This window comes from Kangiella shandongensis (genome assembly GCF_020005365.1).
GTDB lineage: Bacteria > Pseudomonadota > Gammaproteobacteria > Enterobacterales > Kangiellaceae > Kangiella > Kangiella shandongensis.
Genome location: NZ_JACNML010000001.1, coordinates 362,371 through 382,547, shown reverse-complemented (window position 1 = coordinate 382,547; position 20,177 = coordinate 362,371). Strand labels below are relative to the sequence as shown.

The following is a 20,177-nucleotide window of genomic DNA, read 5'->3' as shown; positions in this document are numbered from 1 at the left end:
ATCGCTACCAGATCTGACAGTTTTGGTAATTGTTATCTTGCAGTTTGTGGCGATCACTTTCCGCATTCCGTTTGCTGTTATAGGGGCCCAGACGAATGCGATGCCAGCCACCTTTGGTCAATACGGTGGCCTGGAATCCTATAAAAGCCAGTTCAGCTTTCATTTTCTCTGCATCAGGTAGCGACTTGAAAGCACCACACTGCATAATATAGGTTTTGTTGCTATCCGTCGTTTTAGGCTTTGTAACCTCGACTTCGACTTTTTTGTTGGTTAAAGCTTCATGATAGGTAAACTCGGGATCATCACTCTGAGTGTCTGTGCTCTTTTCGGGCTGGTCGTCTTTAGTCTTAGCGGTCTGCTCTTTGTTAATCACGGACTCTTCGGGAGTAATGGCTTCTTTCAATAGCTCAGGCTTTTGGAGCAGGGCCCAAAGGAAAACGAGGAACAGGGTAATCACAATACCACTAATAAAAACAATAGCTGGTGATAGTGGCTTTTGGGATTTATTAGTACGCGGCGTACGCGTATTGGTTTTTTTTCTTGGACGCTTACGTTTAGCGTAATCCTTAGTCATTTTGAGTTCTGTATGCCTGGTCGCAAAGGAAAGTGAAGACTTACGCCGTATTGTAAGCAGTAAATGGGTTAAGTCCAACTGACATCAGCAATAAAAAGTAAAAATGTGATAAGGACAGGCATTAAAAGACTTCTTGCGGATCGATATCCAGTGACCAGCGTACTTTTCTTGCCGAAGTTAATTGTTCGAGAGAGGGCGTGATGGGAGCCAGACTATTTTGCAGCACTTTACGTTGTTGGTGTTGCACGATCAGTTGAGCTCGCATTTTTCCCGCTCTTTTGGTCATCGGCGCTGGGAAGGGGCCAAATACAGTTAAGTTGGTGGTGTTGAGCTGGTGTTTAACGTCAGTAAGAAAAGCCATTGGTAAATCGAGCTGACTGGCTTCGGCTCGAAAGATTGCCATGGCGGCATAAGGGGGGAAGCAACCTTCTTCACGTTCCTGTAAAATTTTTTGGCTGAGTGTCTGATAGTCCTGAGTAAAGAGGTTTACCAATAATGGGTGATCTGGATGGTGAGACTGGATAATGACTTCGCCCTGCAGATCTTTGGCGCGCCCCGCCCGGCCAGCAACCTGGGTTAGCAGCTGCGCCGTCCGCTCAGTGGCCCGAAAGTCAGCGCTGAAGAGACAACCATCGGTGTCTATCACCCCAACCAGAGATAATTTAGGGAAGTGATGTCCCTTGGCCAGCATTTGCGTGCCAACCAGAATATCCACTTCATTGTTGCGAATGGCTTTAAGATAGGATTGCATCGCGTTTTTGCGGCGAGTACTGTCTCGGTCAATCCGCATGATCACTTGGTCAGGAAATAGCTCCGCCAATGCATTTTCCAGACGTTCGGTTCCCAGGCCCACTGGATTCAGCTGAGGGGACTGACACTGGGGGCAGGTTTTAGGGATAAAGTGTTGCTTATCACAGTGGTGGCAGTGCAGTCGCTTAAAGTGCTGGTGATAGGTCATGTGGCGATCACAGCGCTGACAATCGGCGATCCAGCCACATTCGTGACACATCAGAGTTGGTGCAAAACCTCGTCGGTTGAGAAACAGGAGGCACTGCTGACCTTGCTCCAGGTGACGCCGCATATTGTCAATTAACGGTTGCGAAAGACCCTCTTTAAGGTAGCGTTGCCTGACGTCCAGTACCTTGATGTGGGGGGGCTTTGCATCGCCTGCGCGCTTAGTTAACCGTAAAGGGGTCAGCTTATCCTGCTCAACGTTATGCAAAGACTCCATCGAAGGTGTTGCGCTACCTAATATAATGGGGGCGCTTTCATATTGTGCCCGTACCATTGCCAGATCACGTGCAGAGTAGCGGAAACCTTCTTGCTGTTTATAAGATAAGTCATGTTCTTCATCCACGATAATAAGGCCGGGATTAGCCAGCGGTGTGAATAGAGCTGAACGAGTTCCAACAATAATAGAAATATGACCGGCTTTGGCCTTAAGCCAGATATTAAGGCGCTGTTTATCCGTTAAACCGGAGTGCAACATCGCCACGCCAACCTGGAACCGTTTTTCCAATCGTTTCAGAGTTTGTGGGGTTAAGCCAATTTCGGGTACCAGCATTAATACCTGCTCATGACGTTCGAGCACCTGCTGGATCAACTGCAGGTAAACTTCTGTTTTCCCGCTCCCAGTGACTCCATTTAGAAGAAAGCCTTTAAAAGAGCCAAGGCTGGGTGAGATGGCATCAATAGCCGCTTGCTGTTCGACGTTAAGTGCCAGGTTGCTCGAATAATTGCCAGCTAGAGGTTCCTCTATGCTGGTTGATACCTCAACCTGACGTTTTGCTAACCAACCTTTTTTGACCAGACCATTGAGGTAAGAGACGGTAAAATTATGTTGAGCTACCTCCTGCTCATGGATGACACCATTTTTATCGAGACACAGGGTTAATACTTTACGCTGCTTTACGGCATTTGAGCGTAAAGAGTCTAACGCCTGTCGTCCCTGTTCAGTGATATGCCATGACCACTCGTTCTCGAGTTGTGCCGGCGCACCCTGATTTAGCAGGCTGGGCAAACAACTTGAGAAAACGTCTCCAATCGGGTGCTGATAGTACTGAGCCGCAAACCGTATCAGTTTAAATAACGATTTTGGAAGTAAGGGCTCACTATCGATGGGTTTGCTTATATACTTAAGCTTGTTTTCGGCGACGCTGCTTTGTTCTGGGTGGCTGAGAACCGTTGCTACGAGCTTTTGCCGCCCAAAAGGAACCATAACGCGAGCACCAACAGGAGGCTTTTCTTCTGGGCAGAGATAGTCAAAAGTCCTTCGAAGTGGGGTTGGGACAGCTAGTCTGATAAACGGTTTATTATTCATCGTGTGGCGCCGGAATAAATGTGCCTTAAGGATAGGAAGCGACAGCGTGAATAGCAACAAAAATTTCTGGCTTCAGCCGTAAGCGAGCCGTGTGAATAATGTGGTGTATAAATGTTGCGCTACTGGTAGGACTTGTTGTTGTAAAAAAATCTGATAGTGTATGGCGGTCAATTAGCAAAACTAATGCAGGTTATATGAAGGCATTCAGAAAAATAATGGTTTTATTTGAAAGAGGGGAGTGACTATGAAAATTGGCAATATTGCGTTTATTGTGGGATTGATCATTGCTGTTGTCGGTGGTGTTGTTGATATCAGCTGGTTCCCATTATTATTGGTAGTGATCGGTTTGATTGTTGGATTGCTGAACGTGACAGGTAGCGAAACTCGTAGCTTTTTGATCGCTTGTATCGCTTTCCTGATGGCGACGACCGCAATTGCACCGCTTGAAGATGCTTTAAATAGCTTCAGCAGTATGGGGACTGTTGTTAGCATGATTATGTACAACATCGGTTATATGGTGGGTGCTGCTACATTAATCGTTGCGATAAAAGCATTGTTTGAGATGGCAAAAGATTAGTACATAACGAATAATAACCTAATAATAATAGAGTAGAGTATTAGCGGCCTTCGGGCTGCTTTTTTCTTTTCTGAGTTAGGCGTTTTCAATTATCCCAAATGCCTTAAATCTAAAAATAACTCAAGATATTTCTTGTTATGGCTTTAAAGTCATATTTGCATTGCTTGTTAACAAGTTTTCTTATTTTCTATTTATCAAGCATTCTGGAGTGACAAAAAATGTCACCATTTGCCAGATATTCTCATTGATTAAGTACTAGGCTATTTTGCATGAGAATGTATGTCGCGGAAAATAAAGTTTTTCTTAATGGTATGCAAACTATATAACCTTATGATTATTAAGGTTTTGTGATTAACTTTTGTTGTTTTTGTATAAAATACAGTCAAGTAATGCAAAAATGATTCGTTTTTTCGCACTTTTGTGTGATACAGTTCACATCGAGTCGATCGCACCAAGTCCAATTCTAGGGGGTTTTTGTGAGTTATTTGAAAAAATCTGTAGTTGCTGCAGGTTTAGCAGCAGCTTTGTTTACCGTTTCACCAGCCAAATCGGCAAGTTTAAATGTTGATACTGACGTTTCGATTCCAGACGTCTTGATCCTATATGCTTACACCGACATTGACTTGCAGTTTGCCGCAGGTGAGTTTGCAACTTTACTTGACGGTAGCTGTACTTCTGATGATTGTGCTTCTCCGTTAACAACTGCCGAAGCAGGTACTATTACCAGCGGCGTTGCCGATCTTAATATTACTCCGGACTTAGCCGCATCAGGAACGTCTGCTTCTATTACCATTCAGAACAGTTGGGCGGTTCGTGCGTTAGGTTACGGCACTTTCAATGCTTCTGTGACTGATAACGGCAGTGAGTCTGCGGTGTCTGGTTTAGCGGTATCTCCAGCAACGGGTACGCCATCAATGACAGCAACACCAGGTGATGTATCTTTCGATATCGATTTGACATCTACAGACCTTGATGATGGTTTAATTGAAGCAAATTACACCATCACGGTAACCGGATCATAATTATCGGTTATCAAGAAGGGATTATGAATATCAGGAATAATAAGCCGAACCTTCTGTGTTCGGCTTTTTTGTCTATAGCTACGGTATTTTTTCTGGTGGAGCCATCAGAAGCTAAGATTAGCTGTTATGGAATGAATTTCTCTGACACTGTCACGAGAAGTGATATTACCGGGAGTGCTGGCTCTGATCAGTCTTCTCCATTAAGTGCTGCTAAAGCAGGTTCACTGGTAAGCGGTACGGTTGATCTTAATATTTCAATCGATATAGCTACCCTGATTAATAATCAGGTTACGATCGAAAGTGCTGACTGGGTCTGGTACGTTGAAGCGAATCCGTCGGATGGATTATCCGGTAACATCACCGCGGATTACCAGTTTCTATCCGCCACCGGTTCAAATGATCAAATCTGTAGCGACAGTAATGTCAACTCTTGTATGACTGTTGTCGGCGTGGAGCCGATAGCTGAGGTCGAAAGGCGTAAAACTTCCGGCCGCCATAGAGGTAATATTCTGGAGAGTTCGGCCGGAGTTCGCTTAACTCTGGATCTGTCTGAGTTGGAAACAAGTGGAAATTATTCTGCACAAGTACTGATTGACTTGTATCATGATGGTTCAAGTCTTGCATGCAGTAATTGAGGGTTTTGTGTTGAAGCTTTTTATCAGATTTATATTACTTTTCGTTGTTTTTCTCAATATCGCTGAAGCGGCTGAGCCGAAAAAAGGGTTACAGCCGCAGCTGGCACTATCACCATCGCGCGTTGAAATTGATGCCGATGAAGGACGCGCAACGAAAAGTGTTACAGTACTTAACTTGGGGAATGAGTCCATGCGGGTTCAGGTGTCAGTACAAAACTGGGATTTTGATCAAAACAATAACTACCGGGCTCTACCGCCGAATGAACAAAGTTTGGATCAATGGCTGATTATTAACCCGGTTCAGTTAGAAATACCGGCGAAAGGCCAACAGACGGTCCGTATGGCAGTGCGCCCAAGAGCTAAACCTGAAGATGGTGAGCATCGCGCCATGGTATTTTTTAGGCAAATTAACGCTGAAGAGAAAGAAGGCGTTAATGTTCTATTTAACATTGGCGTACCAGTCTATGCGTATTTTGGTGACGTGCAGCGTACCGCCACATTGCATGGCATGAGCTTTGACCCGGAAAAGCAGTCGTTAACTTTCGATATTACCAATACCGGTAATGCTTATGTCAGGCCTGAAGGTTACTACATGCTGGTTAACAGTGAATCGGAGGTTCCGGACCAGACCTTGCTGGCGCGCCTGAATGCAAAAACAGGAGAAGTGAGTGGGAGCAAGCCGTTTGCCATGGGCAAGATTGCTTCTAAACCCGTATTTGCCGGAGAGCGTCGGCAATTAGCGGCTACAATAGCTCCGAAAGAGGACGTCTCGAAGCCGTATAAGTTGGTGGTTAAAGCTAAAGTGGCCGAGCAGCTTTTTGGGAAAGTTTATACCATAAAAAACGACAAGTAGTTCAATTGAAGAATCGAGCATGCGTGAACCAAGTGTTGGGGGCTGTACTTTGTGTACTGGCCCTATTGCCTGTGGCGCATGCGGAACCAAAACCGCAATCCCGTTCTGCGTTTGGCTCTGAAACAAATAAGCTCGCTTACCACCGTCCACGGGAACTTGACGATGCACTTCTTGAGCCGTCCTGGAGCGCAGCTGGTACATCGGGTTCTTCATACGGCTTCCAAAAGATATTGGTCGGCCTGGAAGTTAATGATGAAGAAGTCCTGGTACTGGACATTATCAAAACCTCCAGTGATTATCTGGTGCCTATCAAGGAGGTTTTTCCTGCGATAGGAGCTAACTATACTTTGCAGCACGGCATTATGACTATCCAGGTTCCGGGTAGCGACGTTGAGGTTTCTTCACGAGTTACCTATCGTATTGATGGTGAGTTATGGGCGTCTTTGAGCACATTAAACGAATACTTAAAGGTTAATGCACGTTTTGACCCGACAAAATATGCGGTGAACTTTTTACCGCCGTGGCGGCAGAAAGGAAAAGGTGGTGACGGCAAGTCAACATTGGCACTTGAGCCTGAGTTTTATCCAGATGAGTTCAGTTTGCGCCAATTTCGTGTTTCCCATGAAGTGAATTCTCACAAAGAAGGTGGCCCACTCGATTTTGATATTGACTCTGAACGAAGCGAGCTTCTAGCGAGCGGTGCTGCGTGGGATGGTTCCTGGTTATTTGAAGCAGAAAAAACAAGTGAACAGAGTTGGCGCCCAAAGGAATATTTCTGGTTAAAAAGGGACAGCCAACAGCAGTGGTTGTTAGGAAAGCAGGTGGTTAGCCCTTCAGTGGTAGCTCCCAGTGTGACGTTAACCGGAGCTCAGTACTTTTACAGCAATCAGGACATTCCCTACGATCCCTATCAGGATATCAGTCAGTCACGTTTTTTTCGTGAAATAGGCTCGTCGGTACAGACTATTCGCGGTAGTGCTGAGCCGGGCTCCATCGCACAGCTCTTGATCAATAAGCAGCTGGTGGATGAAACCTTCGTTAATCTGGATGGGAGTTATGACTTTGGACAGGTGCGCTCTGAGTCGGGCTTGTATAACGAGATCGAAGTTCGGATCATTGATGCGGTAACGCGAACTGAGATTGAGCGACAGGATAAAACCCGGCTCGGCTCCGATAGTTTGTTGAATGAAGGACAGGTGGTGACAAGCGCCGCTTTGGGTAAAAAAGGAAATTGGCTGGATCCTGATTTTCAGGAAGAGGGTGAGGCTGGTATGTTTTTATACCGCTACGGTGTTAGCGATGATACGACGGTAGAAGCCGGTTACTTATTGGACGATGAGGATACGTTTACAGCTGGGGTCGCCTCAGCCCTGGGCAACCATTTTGTCGGTGCTTATCGGGTCGCTAATCGCAACGGGGCTAATGCCCAGCAGCTTGAGTTAGATGGTTCCGGCGAACGTTGGCGTTTATCTACCTTCATCAAACAGCAAGACGCCGAGTTTATCCAAGGACAGGCAGAAGAGACTACTACTGCCAACAGTTATTACTACTACATGCCTGAGGACAATCTTCGCCTGGAATTGATAGGACGTTATCAAGATAGAAATAGTAATGAAGAGGAAGTCAGTTATATCAAGCCCGGTATTTTTTATAGTCCGACCGATAATTTTTCGGTGGCTATGCGTCCAGATTATGATGGGGCTTATCGAACCGAGTTGTACTATCGGCCTTATCCGGGAAAGCGTTTCCGGGTGACGCATCGTCCGGATGAACAGACTGTGCGCTTTGATTACGATATTGATGACGATGTTCAGGGTTATATGTCAGGGCGTATGTACAAAGGGGCTATTGAAGAACGGGATGTCAATAATACCATTATCGAAGAAGCGGTGGGTTTTTATTGGCAGCCGAGAGACTGGACCCGTTATGATCGTCTGCGGGTCGAGCTGAATCACTCAAATCAATATGGCATGGGAGTATTTGCTGAATACCGTACTCAACTGACATCCGGCCTGTATTTTGATTTAAGGTTACGTGATGCCGACCCTCGATTTGACGGTGGTTTCTCCGCCTTTGCTCGTCTTTCGCTAGACTTTGCAGTGGCTGGGGATAAGCTTGTGCCTGCAACACAACGTCGCAGTTACAATACCCATGGTACTATCGCTGGGCGACTCAACACAGGGAAAACGGATTGTGACTTTGAACATGTCAGCGTATTAGTGGATGGTGCTAACCGTAAGGTGCCGGTCCAGGGCTGTACCTTCTATTTGGAGAATGTCACTCCGGGGGTTCACACTATTGCCTTGGATGGAGAGTATTTACCTATTGAAATTGTGCCTGATACACGCAGTTATGTTGCTCGAGTCGCACCATCATCGGTAACCCGTATCGATTTGGATCTTAATACCGAGTATAGCGCTGCAGGTAAGGTGACTTTGAGTAATGGTGATGCGGTTGCCAATATACGTGTCAGTCTGGTCGTTCAATCTGGTGAGCTGATCATGGAAACTTTGACAGATCAGTTCGGCTATTTCCGTGTTGATGGTCTTTCCAACGGCCAGTACTCTTTGCGGATTATTGGTAATGAAGGGCAGGTATTAACACAAAGGTCTTTTACCATCGAAAACGACTTCCTGTTTGGGCTGGATCTGCAGTTACCATCGAAGCTGCCATTGAAATAGTGGGTCATTTAGCTGAGTTCGTGACAGTGGCCGGGACTTGATCTTGGCGCTATCTCCGCGTATGATCGCGCTTCCTAAATATTCGAGTGGTGTTTGGCGTAGCAAAATTCAAATGCTATAGCCCAAATGGCGACTCCAATGACGAGAGATAAATTATGAAACAAGGTATTCACCCAGAATATAAAACCATTAAAGCAACTTGCAGTTGCGGTAATGTTATTGAAGTTGGTTCAGCGGGTTCTGACATCAGCCTGGACGTTTGCTCAGCTTGTCACCCATTCTACACTGGTAAACAGAAAATGGTTGATTCAGGCGGTCGTGTTGATCGTTTCCGTAAGCGTTTCGGAACTCGTAAGCTTAAGTAATTCGTTACTGAGCAAGCTTCAAATAAAAAAAGCACCGATATCGGTGCTTTTTTTATGGCTGCAAGGATTATTGTGGAAGATAATCGACTAGAATATCGAGCCGGGCTCTGGTGGTTCCTGATTCTCTTCCTGTTCTACCGGCTCCGATTCAGAGTCATCTTGCAGAGAGTCAATGAGCTGATCTAATTGCTCTTGCTCAAGCTGCTCTGGTTCGCTTTCCTCATCAGTGTTGCGGTTGATGTCATCACTGTAGAGCTGCCCAAAGTCAGTTGTTCCCTGACTGCTTTCTGATGGCACACTGTCGTCTCGGAAATATTCAAAGATAGCATTTTGTTGGCCTAGCGCAGCTAACTTACCGGTTTTCGGATCAATTTTGGCAGAGACGACACCAGGAGGCTGAATAATTTCCTGTTCAGGCACTCCGTCGAGGGCTTTTTCCATAAACGAAGCCCAGATAGGTAGAGCGGCTTTACCACCATATTCGTAACGGCCAAGGCTGCGTCGATGATCGGAGAAGCCCATCCAGGCACTGGCCACCAGTTTATCGTTAAAGCCGGAGAACCAGGCATCCTTATAATCATTAGCGGTACCAGTTTTACCTGCCAGATCGTGGCGCTCCAGCAAAGGGCTGTTACGGCGGCGCAGTTGTGTGGTTGCGGTGCCGCTATGGATCACGTCTTTCATCATATCGTAGAGAATAAAAGCGTCTCGGGGATCGATGACTTCCTGTGCAATTTTGTTTTCAGGGAGCGGTAGTGCCGGATAGTTACGGATCTCGGGAGAGTACTTAGCGTCACGGATCTGATTATTAATACGAATTTGCTCGCATTGTTCACAGACGACTTTCGGCGTTGCCTGATAAAGAACATCACCATAGGAAGTGGTGATTTTTTCAATATAGTAGGGCTCTACCTGATAGCCACCATTAGCCAGTACCGCGTAAGCGGTAGCCATTTCCATCGGTGTAAAACTGGCTGTTCCCAGCGCTAGTGACTGGTACGGGTCCATGTGCTCATCGGGTAATCCGATTTTAACCAGGAACCGTTCCGCATAGGCTGGGGTGATACTATCGATCAAGCGAGTCGAAATGGTATTAATCGAGCGCTTTAACCCCACTCTAAGTCGAGTAGGCCCATTATATTTCAGATTATCGTTTTGCGGGCGCCATACTTCATCAATTTCATTATTGACCTTAACGTAGGGTGCATCATTGACCAGGCTGGCGGCATTAAAGCCTTTCGAGAACGCGGCGGCGTAGATAAATGGTTTGATATTCGAGCCCGGCTGTCTTCGTGCCTGAGTGGCCAGGTTAAATTTATTGGACAGATAATCAAAGCCGCCGACCAGCGAGGTGACTCCACCATCTTTTGAGCGTAATGAAATGAAGGCTGCTGAGGCTTCTGGCAATTGACTGAGGTGCCATTCATCTTCTTTGATATGGCGAATCCGTACCACATCGCCTGCTGAAGCGAACTCTTTGGCAGATTTCGGCTTGTAGCCAATACGGGTGTCGCTAATAAATTTTGCGGCCCAATTTAAGCCTTCCCATTCAATGGTGAGTTCCTTGGCTTCTTTACTCAGTACCTTGATACTCTTGTCGGCTACTTCAAGGATGATGGCTGGTTGGAGGCCTCCAATTTCCGGTGTTGAATCCAGAATTTGCATCAATTCATTGACCTCTTTTTCAGCAAAATTTTCGATTTGCTGCTCTGGCCCTTTATAACCATGACGGCGATCGTAAGTCAGTAAGCCTTCACGCAGGGCGGTATTAGCATAGGCTTGGTGCTGGGAGTCGATAGTCGTGACAATATCCAGTCCGTGATTATAGGCAATGTCTCGACCAAAACGATTGATGACGTCGAGGCGGACCATTTCAGCAACGTATGGGGCTTCAATATCGAGATCGGCGCGGTGCTTTTTAGCTGTTAGCGGTGTCTCAATCGCCAGCTCGTAGGTCTTTTGATCAATGTAGCCTTCGTCGAGCATACGGCTGAGAACCAGATTACGTCGACCAACTGCCCTGTCAGGATGTGAGATCGGGTTGTAGGCAGATTCACCTTTGAGCAGTCCGGCCATCATCGCTGCTTCAGGCAGAGTCAGTTCACTCAGGTGCTTACCATAATAAACTTCTGCTGCGGCAGCCAGCCCATAAGCACGATGACTGAAGTGCACTTTGTTGGTATAGAGTTCGAGGATTTCTTGCTTGGATAGCTCTCGTTCCATGTGAACGGCGAGAAACATCTCAATCAGCTTACGCTTTAACCGCTGATCGCGGGTCAGGAACATATTACGCGCAGTCTGCATGGTTAGCGTACTGGCCCCTTCTGAAAACTCACCAGTAGTGGCGGCGACTTTTAGAACACGTAATAAGCCTTTGACATCAACTCCGCTGTGTTCATAAAAGCGCTGATCCTCGGTTGATATCAGGGCGTTTATAAAGCTTTCAGGGATTTGCTCGAACTCAACGGGCTCCCTCCTGACATCGCCAAACTCACCAATGAGCTTGCCATCGGCAGTAAAAATGCGCATAGGCGTTTGCAGCTTTACATTTTTCAATGAGTCGATTTCAGGCACTTGCGGCGTCGCATAGAGGAAAGCACCGATCACCGTCATGATCACAAATATTGTGATAAAACTCACAAATAAGGCTAATTTCTTCAATATATTGATGGTCATTTTTTTTGAAAGATTTATGGTGGAGCGATATAGCTGGTTTATGAATTGTGTACCAGTATACCTTTTCTAAAAAAAAAGGCTGAATTTTTTTGTAAATCAGTGTAAATATAGTATCTTAGAAGTGTTAGTTAATAAAAAAGTTTAACTTTTGAGTGAAATTGGATTCACTTTTGGGGACGTGTCTTAAACACTCAACTTAAGATAAATGAAGAAATAAGGGACATTGTTGAACCAACTAAATGAGGCATAGGATTTATGGTTCTGGGGTTATTCAAAAAGAAACAAGTACCAGTTATCGGTATTGATATCAGCTCGACTGCTGTGAAAGTCCTACAGCTGGGTAAATCTGGTGGTCGTTATCGTGTTGATAGATATGCCGTTGAACCATTACCGCAAGGTGCTGTTGTAGAGCGTGATATACGTGATACCGAGGCCGTGGGTAATGCAATCAAAAAAGCCGTGCAAAAAGCACAGGCTAAAACCAAAGATGCTGCGGTAGCGGTATCAGGCTCAGCGGTCATCACTCGTTCCATTCAAATGGAAAAAGGTCTTACGGATCAAGAGATGGAAGACACCATCAAAGTTGAAGCCGATCAGTATATTCCTTATCCATTAGAGGAAGTTAACCTGGACTTTGAAGTGCTTGGCGACTCGGCCACTGATGATGGAATGGTGGATGTGTTGTTAGCTGCTTCCCGTAGCATTAATGTGGATACTCGCATTGACGCACTGGAAATAGCGGGTCTGACACCGAAAATCGTTGATATCGAGGCTTACGCTATTGAGCGTGCGTACCAGCTCACCAAGAAAAAGACGATTGAGCATATGGAAGATTCGGTAGTAGCAATCGTTGATATCGGTGCGACCATGACCAGCTTGAATGTACTGCAGAATGGTCAGGTGATATATAATCGCGAGCAATTGTTTGGTGGTAACCAGTTAACGGAAGAAATTCAGAGCCGTTATGGTTTATCTTATCAAGAAGCTGGCTTAGCTAAGAAGCAGGGCAGCTTGCCAGATGATTATGAATCCGAAGTGTTAATGCCTTTTGCTGAAATTATTACGCAACAGGTTGGTCGAGCACTCCAGTTCTTCTTCTCCGCCAGTGAATTCAGCTCTGTGAATGAGGTTATTTTGGCTGGCGGCTGTGCTTCGATTGATGGCCTTGATGGCATGATTCAGGAGCATTTGGGCACTCCAACCCGTGTCGCAAATCCTTTTGCGGATATGTCAATATCGTCTCATGTGAACACACAAGCATTAAGTGCTGACGCACCGGCAATGATGATAAGCTGTGGACTAGCATTAAGGAGTTTCGACTAATGGCACGTATTAACTTACTCGATTGGCGTGAGGAGTTACGCCAAGAGCGGAATAAAGAGTTTTGGATTACATTCGGCTTAATGGTCGTATTGGCCGCACTGATATTTGTTTTAGTGCACTTCGTTATGCAGTCCAGAATTGATAACCAAGATAAGCGTATCAATAAGCTCAATACCGAGATTGGTGTGCTGAAACAGCAAACGAAAGAAATTGAGAAGCTGAAGAAAGAAAAGGAAGAACTCATTAAGCGCATGAACCTGATCACAGACTTGCAGCGCAGCCGACCTGAAGTGGTGCGTATGTTTGATGAATTGGTTCGTGTTACTCCTGAGGGGATAAACCTGTCGACTTGGCAGCGGATAGAAACGACTGCCGGAAAAAATAAAATTTTACAGCACAAATTAATTTTTACCGGTCAGGGTGAAACCAACCCTCGAATTTCTGAGTTTATGCGCAAGATGGATACCTCTGAACGTTTGCAGACCAGTTCTTTAAAAGACGTTAATAAGCAAACGAAAGGGCTCCCGGCACAGAACTTTACGCTTGAAGCAAAACAGGTTATTCCAGGCAAAGCGACAGTTGAGGAGGGGAAATAATGGCTGATTTAAGTCAATATCAAGATTTTAGTAATATTGGTTCCTGGCCCCTCCCTGGAAAAATCGTATTTATTGCGCTGGCAATGGTTGTCGTGCTGGGGCTGGGCTATTACTTTGATACGAGTGACCAGCTCGGAGAGTTGGAATCCAAAAAACGTAAAGAAGTCCAGTTGCTCGATGATTACCAGCGGGAATACGAGAAAGCGGTTAATTTAGATGCGTATCGCAAGCAAATGGCGGAGATGAAAGAAACCTTTAAGGGGCTTTTAGAGCAGCTGCCAAAAAATACGGAAATCCCAGGGTTATTGGATGAAATCTCGTATGCCGCTTCCGGTTCAGGAATCGAGCTGTTGTCACATAAATACCTCAATGAGAAGAAAAAGGAGTTTTACATTGAAAAGCCTATCGAAATCATTGCTACGGGAAGCTATCATCAAATAGCTGACTTTGTCAGTCGCGTCTCGAAGCTTCCGAGAATCGTCACCTTGCATAACTTTAAACTTGAGCCTGCCTCGAGTCCTCGTAATCGCCGAAGAGGGACTCCCACAGAAGCAGAGGGGGGGGCTGAACAATTGAGTTTCAGTGTCTTGGCTAAAACGTATCGTTATGAGTCTGAGGAGGGGTAACAGTGAAGTCTTTAAATAAAACCAGTGTCCTTCTCGGAGTCATCATGTCTTTAGCTTTGTTGTCAGGATGTGAAGACGAGGGGATGGAAAGCCTGGATAAGAAAATTGCTGACATTAAAAGCAAAACTAAAACCAGTATCGAGCCATTACCAAAAGTCGCGGCTTATGAGCCTTTTACATACTCGGCTTCGGAGCTACGCAGTCCATTTGCACAGCTCGATCCAGAACACGAATCGCGTACCATGTTAGTTGATGGAAACTGTGAGTCAGACGTCCGACCGGATCCGAATCGTCAAAAGCATGAAATGGAAAAGTATGGTCTGGATGCGATGCAGTACATGGGCATGATAGCCAATAAGAAAGAGCTTAGAGGCTTAGTTAAAATATTAAGTGGTGATAGTGCGGGTGTGATACAGCCGGTTCACGAAGGTGAGTATATCGGTTTGAATAATGGTCGCATTAGCAAAATAGAAAGTAATCAAATCACCATTGAAGCGATTATTCCGAATGGACGAGGTTGTTGGGAAAATCGAACACAGTACCTGGTCTTGGGACAGTGAGGGCTGAATGATGCGAATTATAAATGAAGAACGGATGAACAAGTCAGAATTGGGTAAAACGACTATGTTGATAAAGATGAAGAAGTTAGTAAAGAGTTGTTCAGTGTTGGCGGGAGCTATGCTGTTTTCATGGGGTGTCCATGCCAGTCAGTTACAGTCGATTGACTATAATGTGTTACCTGGCGACAAGGTAATGGTACGGCTGAGCTATTCTGATGTACCACCAACGCCACAGGAGTTTACGACTGACAGCCCGGCTCGAATCTCAATGGATTTTGCTGGAGTCAGCTCTGCACTCGATTATAAGACAAAAGATGTTGGGGTCGGCGCAATCGGCTCTGTAACGGCTATCGAAGCCCAAGATCGAACTCGTGTGGTGATCAACTTGTCCGAATTGGTTTCCTATAATAGTCAAATCCAAGGGAATGCTTATGTAGTGACTTTGGATGCGGGGGCCTCTACAGCTCAGGCTGGTACTTCAAAGTCCAGTAGAGACGCAAGCTATACTGCGAATTCTCAGTTCGATATCACAGGGGTTGATTTCCGTCGCGGCACTTCTGGAGAGGGCCGTGTTCTGGTTAGTCTTGGCTCACCAAATGTTAACGTTGATCTGCGTCAGGAAGGTCGAACGGTGATTGCAGACTTTATTGGTAGTGATATTGATCCTGATTTTGTTCGCCGTCTGGATGTTATTGATTTCGGCACGCCCGCCCAACTTGTCGAAACCTCACGTCGAGGCGATACGGTGCGTTTATCTGTGCGTGGTAATGATCGTTTTGATTACCTGGCATATCAGGCCGACGATCTTTATACGATCGAGCTGAAGCCGCTGACTAAACAGGAAATTGAAAAGCGTGAACGTGAGAAGCCGAAGTATACAGGTGAACGCTTAACCCTTCAGTTCCAGGATATGGACTTAAAGGCAATATTGCATACTTTAGGTGATTTTGCCGGGATCAATATTGTCATCAGTGATGACGTTCAAGGCTCTATGGCCCTGAATCTGGTCAATGTGCCATGGGATCAGGCTCTGGATATTATCCTAAAATCTAAAGGCCTTGATAAGCGGCAGGAAGGTAACGTCATGATGGTTGCTCCTGCAGACGTTATCGCGGCGCGCGAACAACAGGAGCTTGAAGCCAATAAGCAGCAAGAAGAGTTGGCTCCGCTTAGAACTGAGCTGATACAAATAAATTACGCAAAAGCTGCTGAAATTGCTTCGTTACTATCGCCATCTAAATTAACAACATCAAATTCAACGGGTTCAACGTCGGCTGATCAAACTGTCGGTGTTTTATCTGCGCGTGGCGCGGTATCTATTGATGTTCGTACTAATACATTAATCGTAAAAGACGTTGCTTCAAAGATTGAAGAGGTCAGAAACTTGGTTTCTCAACTCGACAGACCGGTTGAGCAGGTATTAATTGAAGCCCGTTTAGTAACTGCGAGTGATGGCTTTGCCCGTGATTTAGGTGCTCGCTTTGGTGTGACGGATAAGTTTAACTCGAGAGAGGGTACCGTATCAGGAACGATCGGCGGAGCTGTCGTAAATAACGATAACATTATTGTGGAAGGTGAAGACCCTAATAGCATCGGTTCTATTCCTGAGAGACTTAACGTGAACTTGCCTGTGGCGAACCCTGCGGGCTCATTAGGCTTATCTTTTGCGAGGCTTGCCGAGGGGATTATTGTCGACATGGAGCTATCGGCCATGGAAGCTGAAAATCGTGGTGAAGTCGTGGCAAGCCCGAAAGTGATTACAGCCAATCAGAAAGAAGCCTTTATTAAAGCAGGTGAAGAAATTCCATACTTGCAGGGCGGCTCTTCCGGTGCTTCAAATATTCAGTTTAAAGAAGCTGTATTAGAACTAAAAGTAACACCACAAATTACCCCGGATGGCAGAGTGTTCCTTGATTTATCAATCAGTCAGGATACACGTGGTGATGAAGTTGTGTTTACGACAGCTGATGGCTTTGCCGTGGGCGGTGCTCCTGCAATTAATACCCAGGAAATAGGTACCCAGATCTTGGTAGACAATGGTGAAACCATTGTCTTAGGTGGTATCTTCCAGCACCGGACCAAGTACGATGAAACAAAAGTTCCGCTATTGGGCGATATTCCTCTATTAGGCTGGTTGTTCAGAAATACGTCTCGTGAAGATGCGAAAGAAGAGCTGTTAATTTTTGTGACACCAAAAATTATCAAGCGGGGCTTGAAAAACTAGTCTTTCATACCCAAATACTAAAAACCCGGGTATAATCGCGTACCTGGGTTTTTGGTTTTTAATATTTGGTTAATTAAAAGAGTTCAATATTAATAATGAAAGGTAAGCGCAATATCTTCCTAGTAGGACCAATGGGTGCGGGTAAAACCACCATTGGAAAGCAGTTAGCCGAAATCTTGAAGCTTGAGTTTGTGGATAGTGACCATGAACTTGAGGAGCGAACCGGTGCGCCTATCGATTGGATATTTGATATCGAAGGTGAAGAAGGGTTCCGAGTGCGCGAAGAAAAGGTTATCGAAGAATTAACGCAACGCCAGGGAATCGTACTCGCTACTGGCGGTGGAGCAGTGGTTTCGGATAAGAGTCGTAATCATTTAGCGGCAAGAGGGGTTGTTGTGTACCTTGATACCTCGATTGAGCAACAGCTTGAAAGAACTCGTCGAGATAAGCGCCGGCCTCTGATCCAGAATGAGAATCCAAGAGAAACCTTGGAAGCATTAATGGCTGAAAGGGAACCTCTCTATACTGAAATCGCTGATCTAACGGTTGCGACTAACATTAGCTCTGTAAAGTCTGTGGCTAAAGAAATCGTTGAGCTGATGGAACAGCCCATAGCATAGATAAAAGCTTTGAAAATTCTTGATTTAAGTTTCGTTCCAAAAAAATCTAGTTATCAAATACTTATCGGCAAAGGGTTGTTGACTGATAGTAAAGTCCTGTCAGAAGTTATAAAGGGGCAACAGGTTTTCATCGTAACAAATGAAACTGTTGCCCCTCTCTATTTAAACGTCCTGAAAGTTGCTTTAGAGACTTTCCAAGTCTATAACTATATATTGGAAGATGGTGAAGAGTTTAAGTCATTTGCCAATTATCAGCGTATTCTGGAGTCGATGCTTGACTCTGGCTTGCGCCGAAATGCCACTTTGATTGCATTAGGTGGTGGAGTCGTTGGCGATATGGCTGGGTTTGCCGCAGCTACTTATCAGAGAGGGATCGACTTTATCCAAATCCCTACCACTGTTCTTTCTCAGGTAGATTCTTCCGTCGGCGGTAAAACTGCCGTAAACCATCCTCAAGGTAAGAATATGATTGGTGCTTTCCATCAGCCGAGTCGTGTTATTACCGATATTCAAACTTTAGAGACTTTACCTGTAAGAGAGTTTAAAGCTGGAGTCGCCGAAATTATCAAAGCTGCGGTACTTTATGACGCCAGTTTCTTTCAGTGGTTAGAGTCTAATGTAGAAGCAATCTTGAAGCATGATGAGGACGCTTTAAGTTACATGATTCAGAGATCCTGTGAAATAAAAGCTGACGTGGTTAGTCAGGATGAAAGGGAGCAGGGAATACGGGCGTGGCTAAATCTGGGACACACTTTTGGACACGCTATCGAGCGGTGTCTTGGTTATGGCAAAATACTGCATGGTGAAGCCGTTGCCATTGGCATGGTTTTAGCCGCTGAATTTGCCGAGTCTAGTAAGCTCTTAACGAGTGAAGAGTCCGAAAGGATAAGGCTGTTGATTAGTCAATTTGGATTGCCTGTATCATTGCGTGACTTTAATCAGGTACTGACTTCCTCGAAATTAGTTAACTCAATGATGATGGATAAGAAGAATGTTGACGAAGATCTCACTCTAATTTTGCCAAAATCCATCGGTAAGGTTACTATTAATCATTCAGTCGCGTCTCAGAAAGTTGAACAATTTCTCAGGCAGTATGTAGCATAAGGTATTGCTTCAAATGGCTTTTTCTCAATCGCTTAACCCAAACGTATTCGAAAAGCATAACCGCGTTTTATATTTACCAGAAAGCTGGAATCGCTTAATGAGCCTGATTAAATATCAAGTGCCCAATGGTGGTTTCGCGCTGATGGAAGGGCAGTTTGGTGCTGGTAAATCGTCTTTCGGTAAAATATTCGAGAAAAAACTGGTAGTCGATGACGCTATTGATTGTCAGCTTATTCAGGTCCATCCTCTGAGTACCATCCAGCAAATTAAAGCGCAGTTACCAAAGCAGCTGGATAAGCCCTTACTGGTCATCATTGATGACGCCCATGAGGCTTCGACGCTATTGTTGCAAAAGTTGACGGTTCCAACGGAAAACGTCTATTGGCTGCTGTTAGCTGAGCCAGGTTTAGGGGATCGAGTCGAGTCATTTTCTGAACGATGCGTTGACCTGCCTTTATTCTCAAAAGAAGACTGTTTTGAGTTTTTACAGAAGCAGTTACAAGATCAGCCAAAGTTTGCGCAAGTCTCTCAAATGCAGAGTGATACCATCTGGTATTCAAGCGAAGGACTGCCAAAAGATATTGTTGAGAATGCAAAGAAGAATTTAAGTTCCTTGTTTTCAGGCCAGGAAAGCAATGAAAACTTTGAACGAGCCAACAAAAGCTGGTACATGACTGTTGCTTTAGGTGCTGCTGCGGTGGTGTTTATTATTCTCTTGGTAGTAAATATTGCCAGTGAGGATGACGAACAGGTAACAGGCTCCAATCCTCAGGAGTTGGTTATTGAGAAAGCTCAAGACGCGTCGACAGATAATGCCAATATAACGGTGTCAGAAGACGTAGCGGCTGAAATTCAGGGAGCTGAACAAGCGAATCGCGATCTGAGCGATGAAGATAACAATGTAAATCCCTCCGATATAGAACAGAGCGTGGGTGAGGATAGTAAGCTATCAGAAGAAGAGGTAGCTGCAGCTGCAGCAACGCCCGATCCCATTGAGGATATTGCACTGAAAGTCGCGGAAAAGCCAGACCCAGAGTCTGTGACAGCCGACGTGAATCAGGACTTCAAACAATGGTTATCGAGTCAGTCACAAGATGCTTATAGTTTACAGTTGTTCTCTCATTCTGATGAGCAAGCTGCCAGGGCGTTTCAGAGTTCTTTAGATTTAGCAGATAGCTACGTTTATGCTGCAGATATTGATGGCAAACAGCGCTATAGAGTTCTATGGGGCGCTTTCCCTACACGCGCGGAAGCGGAGCAGTCAATTGAGGCATTGCCGCCTGAGATTCTTGCACAGAAACCTTGGGTAAGACAGCTTTCATCTATTGTCAATGAGTTGTCAAAGGGTGGAGAAGAGCTTTAGCGAACGTCTTTTCTTTAGATTTAGGCTGTTTTCGTATCGGCTAAGCTTTATAATAGCG

Annotated in this window: 17 protein-coding genes; 14 read left to right on the top strand and 3 right to left on the bottom strand. The window is 45.3% G+C overall.

What is annotated here, in order from left to right:
• Positions 1 to 4: 4 nt before the first annotated feature.
• Together H7708_RS01680 and H7708_RS01675 are read right to left on the bottom strand one after the other, a co-directional pair.
• Complete coding sequence (locus H7708_RS01680) at positions 5 to 574, bottom strand: SPOR domain-containing protein (RefSeq protein WP_223668729.1); 570 nt, start codon at positions 572 to 574, stop codon at positions 5 to 7.
• A gap of 121 nt (positions 575 to 695) precedes the next feature.
• Positions 696 to 2,894, bottom strand: coding sequence for a primosomal protein N' (locus H7708_RS01675; RefSeq protein ID WP_223668728.1), 2,199 nt, complete (start codon positions 2,892 to 2,894; stop codon positions 696 to 698).
• Between the two features lie 244 nt (positions 2,895 to 3,138).
• On the opposite strand from H7708_RS01675, the gene H7708_RS01670 reads away from it, so the two are divergent.
• The 6 genes from H7708_RS01670 (at position 3,139) to rpmE (ending at position 9,027) form a co-directional block, all read left to right on the top strand.
• Positions 3,139 to 3,471 carry a hypothetical protein gene (locus tag H7708_RS01670; RefSeq protein WP_223668727.1) on the top strand — a complete coding sequence of 111 codons (333 nt, stop codon included), beginning with the start codon at positions 3,139 to 3,141 and terminating at the stop codon, positions 3,469 to 3,471.
• Positions 3,472 to 3,947: 476 nt separating this feature from the next.
• The gene (locus H7708_RS01665; RefSeq protein ID WP_223668726.1) at positions 3,948 to 4,493 is read left to right on the top strand and encodes a hypothetical protein; all 546 of its coding nucleotides are present in this window, start codon (positions 3,948 to 3,950) and stop codon (positions 4,491 to 4,493) included.
• A gap of 23 nt (positions 4,494 to 4,516) precedes the next feature.
• The gene (locus H7708_RS01660; protein WP_223668725.1) at positions 4,517 to 5,128 is read left to right on the top strand and encodes a hypothetical protein; all 612 of its coding nucleotides are present in this window, start codon (positions 4,517 to 4,519) and stop codon (positions 5,126 to 5,128) included.
• A 10-nt stretch (positions 5,129 to 5,138) separates the two neighbouring features.
• Positions 5,139 to 5,981, top strand: coding sequence for a fimbrial biogenesis chaperone (locus H7708_RS01655; RefSeq protein WP_223668724.1), 843 nt, complete (start codon positions 5,139 to 5,141; stop codon positions 5,979 to 5,981).
• Between the two features lie 5 nt (positions 5,982 to 5,986).
• The gene (locus H7708_RS01650; RefSeq protein WP_223668723.1) at positions 5,987 to 8,662 is read left to right on the top strand and encodes a carboxypeptidase-like regulatory domain-containing protein; all 2,676 of its coding nucleotides are present in this window, start codon (positions 5,987 to 5,989) and stop codon (positions 8,660 to 8,662) included.
• 155 nt (positions 8,663 to 8,817) lie between these two features.
• Positions 8,818 to 9,027 (top strand): 50S ribosomal protein L31, encoded by a 210-nt coding sequence (rpmE, locus tag H7708_RS01645; RefSeq protein WP_223668722.1) that lies wholly within the window; start codon positions 8,818 to 8,820, stop codon positions 9,025 to 9,027.
• A gap of 87 nt (positions 9,028 to 9,114) precedes the next feature.
• On the opposite strand, the gene H7708_RS01640 is transcribed toward rpmE, so the two are convergent.
• Positions 9,115 to 11,667 (bottom strand): penicillin-binding protein 1A, encoded by a 2,553-nt coding sequence (locus H7708_RS01640; RefSeq protein WP_223668721.1) that lies wholly within the window; start codon positions 11,665 to 11,667, stop codon positions 9,115 to 9,117.
• Between the two features lie 291 nt (positions 11,668 to 11,958).
• Here H7708_RS01640 and H7708_RS01635 point away from each other — a divergent pair, with 291 nt between their 5' ends.
• From H7708_RS01635 to H7708_RS01600, 8 genes are all read left to right on the top strand, one after another.
• The gene (locus tag H7708_RS01635) at positions 11,959 to 13,026 is read left to right on the top strand and encodes a pilus assembly protein PilM (protein WP_223668720.1); all 1,068 of its coding nucleotides are present in this window, start codon (positions 11,959 to 11,961) and stop codon (positions 13,024 to 13,026) included.
• A complete protein-coding gene (locus H7708_RS01630; RefSeq protein ID WP_223668719.1) occupies positions 13,026 to 13,622 on the top strand; it encodes a PilN domain-containing protein in 597 nt (198 codons plus the stop codon). The genes H7708_RS01635 and H7708_RS01630 overlap by 1 nt, the downstream gene beginning before the upstream one ends.
• The gene (locus H7708_RS01625; protein ID WP_223668718.1) at positions 13,622 to 14,248 is read left to right on the top strand and encodes a type IV pilus inner membrane component PilO; all 627 of its coding nucleotides are present in this window, start codon (positions 13,622 to 13,624) and stop codon (positions 14,246 to 14,248) included. The genes H7708_RS01630 and H7708_RS01625 overlap by 1 nt, the downstream gene beginning before the upstream one ends.
• A gap of 2 nt (positions 14,249 to 14,250) precedes the next feature.
• Positions 14,251 to 14,808 carry a pilus assembly protein PilP gene (locus tag H7708_RS01620; protein ID WP_223668717.1) on the top strand — a complete coding sequence of 186 codons (558 nt, stop codon included), beginning with the start codon at positions 14,251 to 14,253 and terminating at the stop codon, positions 14,806 to 14,808.
• Between the two features lie 7 nt (positions 14,809 to 14,815).
• Complete coding sequence (pilQ, locus tag H7708_RS01615; RefSeq protein ID WP_223668716.1) at positions 14,816 to 17,032, top strand: type IV pilus secretin PilQ; 2,217 nt, start codon at positions 14,816 to 14,818, stop codon at positions 17,030 to 17,032.
• 95 nt (positions 17,033 to 17,127) lie between these two features.
• Positions 17,128 to 17,652, top strand: coding sequence for a shikimate kinase AroK (aroK, locus tag H7708_RS01610; RefSeq protein ID WP_223668715.1), 525 nt, complete (start codon positions 17,128 to 17,130; stop codon positions 17,650 to 17,652).
• 15 nt (positions 17,653 to 17,667) lie between these two features.
• Positions 17,668 to 18,756: a 3-dehydroquinate synthase gene (gene aroB, locus H7708_RS01605; protein WP_407929714.1), complete on the top strand. Its 1,089-nt coding sequence runs from the start codon at positions 17,668 to 17,670 to the stop codon at positions 18,754 to 18,756.
• A 13-nt stretch (positions 18,757 to 18,769) separates the two neighbouring features.
• Positions 18,770 to 20,119 carry an SPOR domain-containing protein gene (locus tag H7708_RS01600; protein ID WP_223668713.1) on the top strand — a complete coding sequence of 450 codons (1,350 nt, stop codon included), beginning with the start codon at positions 18,770 to 18,772 and terminating at the stop codon, positions 20,117 to 20,119.
• The last annotated feature ends 58 nt before the right edge of the window (positions 20,120 to 20,177 follow it).

Coding starts and splice junctions, on each gene's coding strand:
- H7708_RS01630 (WP_223668719.1), top strand. CDS start 13,026: ATGGCACGTATTAACTTACTCGATTGGCGTGAGGAGTTACGCCAAGAG.
- H7708_RS01635 (WP_223668720.1), top strand. CDS start 11,959: ATGGTTCTGGGGTTATTCAAAAAGAAACAAGTACCAGTTATCGGTATT.
- rpmE (WP_223668722.1), top strand. CDS start 8,818: ATGAAACAAGGTATTCACCCAGAATATAAAACCATTAAAGCAACTTGC.
- H7708_RS01670 (WP_223668727.1), top strand. CDS start 3,139: ATGAAAATTGGCAATATTGCGTTTATTGTGGGATTGATCATTGCTGTT.
- H7708_RS01680 (WP_223668729.1), bottom strand. CDS start 574: ATGACTAAGGATTACGCTAAACGTAAGCGTCCAAGAAAAAAAACCAAT.
- H7708_RS01660 (WP_223668725.1), top strand. CDS start 4,517: ATGAATATCAGGAATAATAAGCCGAACCTTCTGTGTTCGGCTTTTTTG.
- aroK (WP_223668715.1), top strand. CDS start 17,128: ATGAAAGGTAAGCGCAATATCTTCCTAGTAGGACCAATGGGTGCGGGT.
- H7708_RS01600 (WP_223668713.1), top strand. CDS start 18,770: ATGGCTTTTTCTCAATCGCTTAACCCAAACGTATTCGAAAAGCATAAC.
- H7708_RS01675 (WP_223668728.1), bottom strand. CDS start 2,894: ATGAATAATAAACCGTTTATCAGACTAGCTGTCCCAACCCCACTTCGA.
- H7708_RS01625 (WP_223668718.1), top strand. CDS start 13,622: ATGGCTGATTTAAGTCAATATCAAGATTTTAGTAATATTGGTTCCTGG.
- pilQ (WP_223668716.1), top strand. CDS start 14,816: ATGATGCGAATTATAAATGAAGAACGGATGAACAAGTCAGAATTGGGT.